This is a genomic window from Leisingera sp. F5, from assembly GCF_001593695.1.
In genome coordinates this window covers 1-1,678 of the sequence record NZ_LUKH01000784.1, presented here as the reverse complement: position 1 = coordinate 1,678, position 1,678 = coordinate 1, and the positions used below count along the sequence as shown (strand labels likewise).

Genomic DNA, 1,678 nt, shown 5'->3' with positions numbered 1-1,678 from the left:
TTTCCTCGGCGTGTTTGGCTTCTTCGGCGGCACGCAGTTCTGCGGGATCAGCCTCCGGATTTTGCTCCAGAACTTCCAGCACTTTCATCTCGACGTTGCCGCCGAGCTGAATATCGGTGCCGCGGCCGGCCATGTTGGTGGCAATGGTCACCGCGCCATAGCGGCCGGCATCAGCAACGATCTGCGCTTCCTGCTCGTGGTGGCGGGCGTTCAGAACGTTGTGCGGGATGCCGTCCTGCTGCAGCATCTGGCTCAGTAGTTCGGATTTCTCGATCGAGGTCGTGCCCAGAAGAACCGGCTGGCCCTTTGCATGCGCCACCTTGGCTTCCTTGATCATCGCCTCGTATTTCTCACGGGCGGTGCGGTAGACTTGATCATCCTCATCCACCCGCGCGATCGGGCGGTTGGTCGGCACTTCGACTACACCGAGGCTATAAATCTCGGCAAATTCTTCCGCCTCAGTCATCGCGGTGCCGGTCATGCCCGAGAGCTTGTTATAAAGGCGGAAGTAATTTTGGAAGGTTACTGAGGCCAGGGTGGTATTCTCCGGCTCGATATTGACCTCTTCTTTGGCCTCAATGGCCTGGTGCAATCCTTCGGACAGGCGGCGGCCCGGCATCATGCGGCCAGTGAACTCATCGATCAGAACAACTTCGCCGTTGCGGACGATATAATCCTTGTCCCGCTGGAACAGCTTGTGCGCGCGCAGGGCCTGGTTCACGTGGTGGACGACGGTAGTGCTTTCGGGATCATACAGCGAAGCATCTTCTTCCAAGAGCCCGTGCTCGCGCAGCGTCTGCTCCAGGTATTCGTTGCCGTCCTCGGTGAAGGTCACACCACGGGTTTTCTCGTCGATCTCATAGTGTTCTTCCGACAGAAGCGGGATCACTTTGTCGATGGTTGAATAAAGTTCGGATCTGTCTTCAGCCGGGCCGGAAATGATCAGCGGGGTGCGGGCCTCGTCGATCAGGATCGAGTCGACCTCGTCGACGATGGCAAAGTTGTGCTGCTTCTGGAACACTTGGTCCAGCGACGGTTTCATGTTGTCGCGCAGGTAGTCGAAGCCCAGCTCGTTGTTGGTGGTGTAGGTCACATCACTGCTATAGGCGGCCATCTTTTCGGCGTCGGGCTGTCCGGACCAGATCACACCGGTGGTCATGCCCAGCTGGGCAAACACCTTGCCCATCCATTCACTGTCGCGCGTTGCCAGGTATTCGTTGACGGTAACCACATGCACGCCCTTGCCGGTCAGCGCATTCAGATAGGCCGGGAAAGTCGCCACGAGGGTCTTGCCCTCGCCGGTCTTCATCTCGGAAATGTTACCCTGATGCAGGAAGATCCCGCCCATCAGCTGGGTATCAAAAGCGCGCAGACCCAGCGCACGCTTGGCAGCTTCGCGCACGTTGGCAAAGGCTTCGGGCAGCAGCGCGTCCAGGCTTTCACCACCCAATGCGCGCTTACGCAGCTCTTCGGTCTTATCCTTCAGCCCGTCATCGCTGAGCTTCGCGAACGTTTCTTCCAGCCCGTTGATTTGTGCTATCAGCGGCCGTGTCGCCTTGATTTTACGGTCGTTCGGTGTGCCGAAAACCTTTTTGGCGAGTGTTCCGAAACCCAGCATGTTTTCTCCAGCGATCCTATGTCCGGCCTTTGCATCGGGCAGGCTTGCCCGCCGTGTCCG

Annotated in this window: 1 protein-coding gene; it reads right to left on the bottom strand. The window is 58.3% G+C overall.

What is annotated here, in order from left to right; all coding sequences use genetic code 11:
• On the bottom strand, positions 1-1,618 hold a 1,618-nt coding region (secA, locus tag A2I95_RS35935; protein ID WP_291737309.1), incomplete at its 3' end, for a preprotein translocase subunit SecA.
• Between the last annotated feature and the right edge of the window lie 60 nt (positions 1,619-1,678).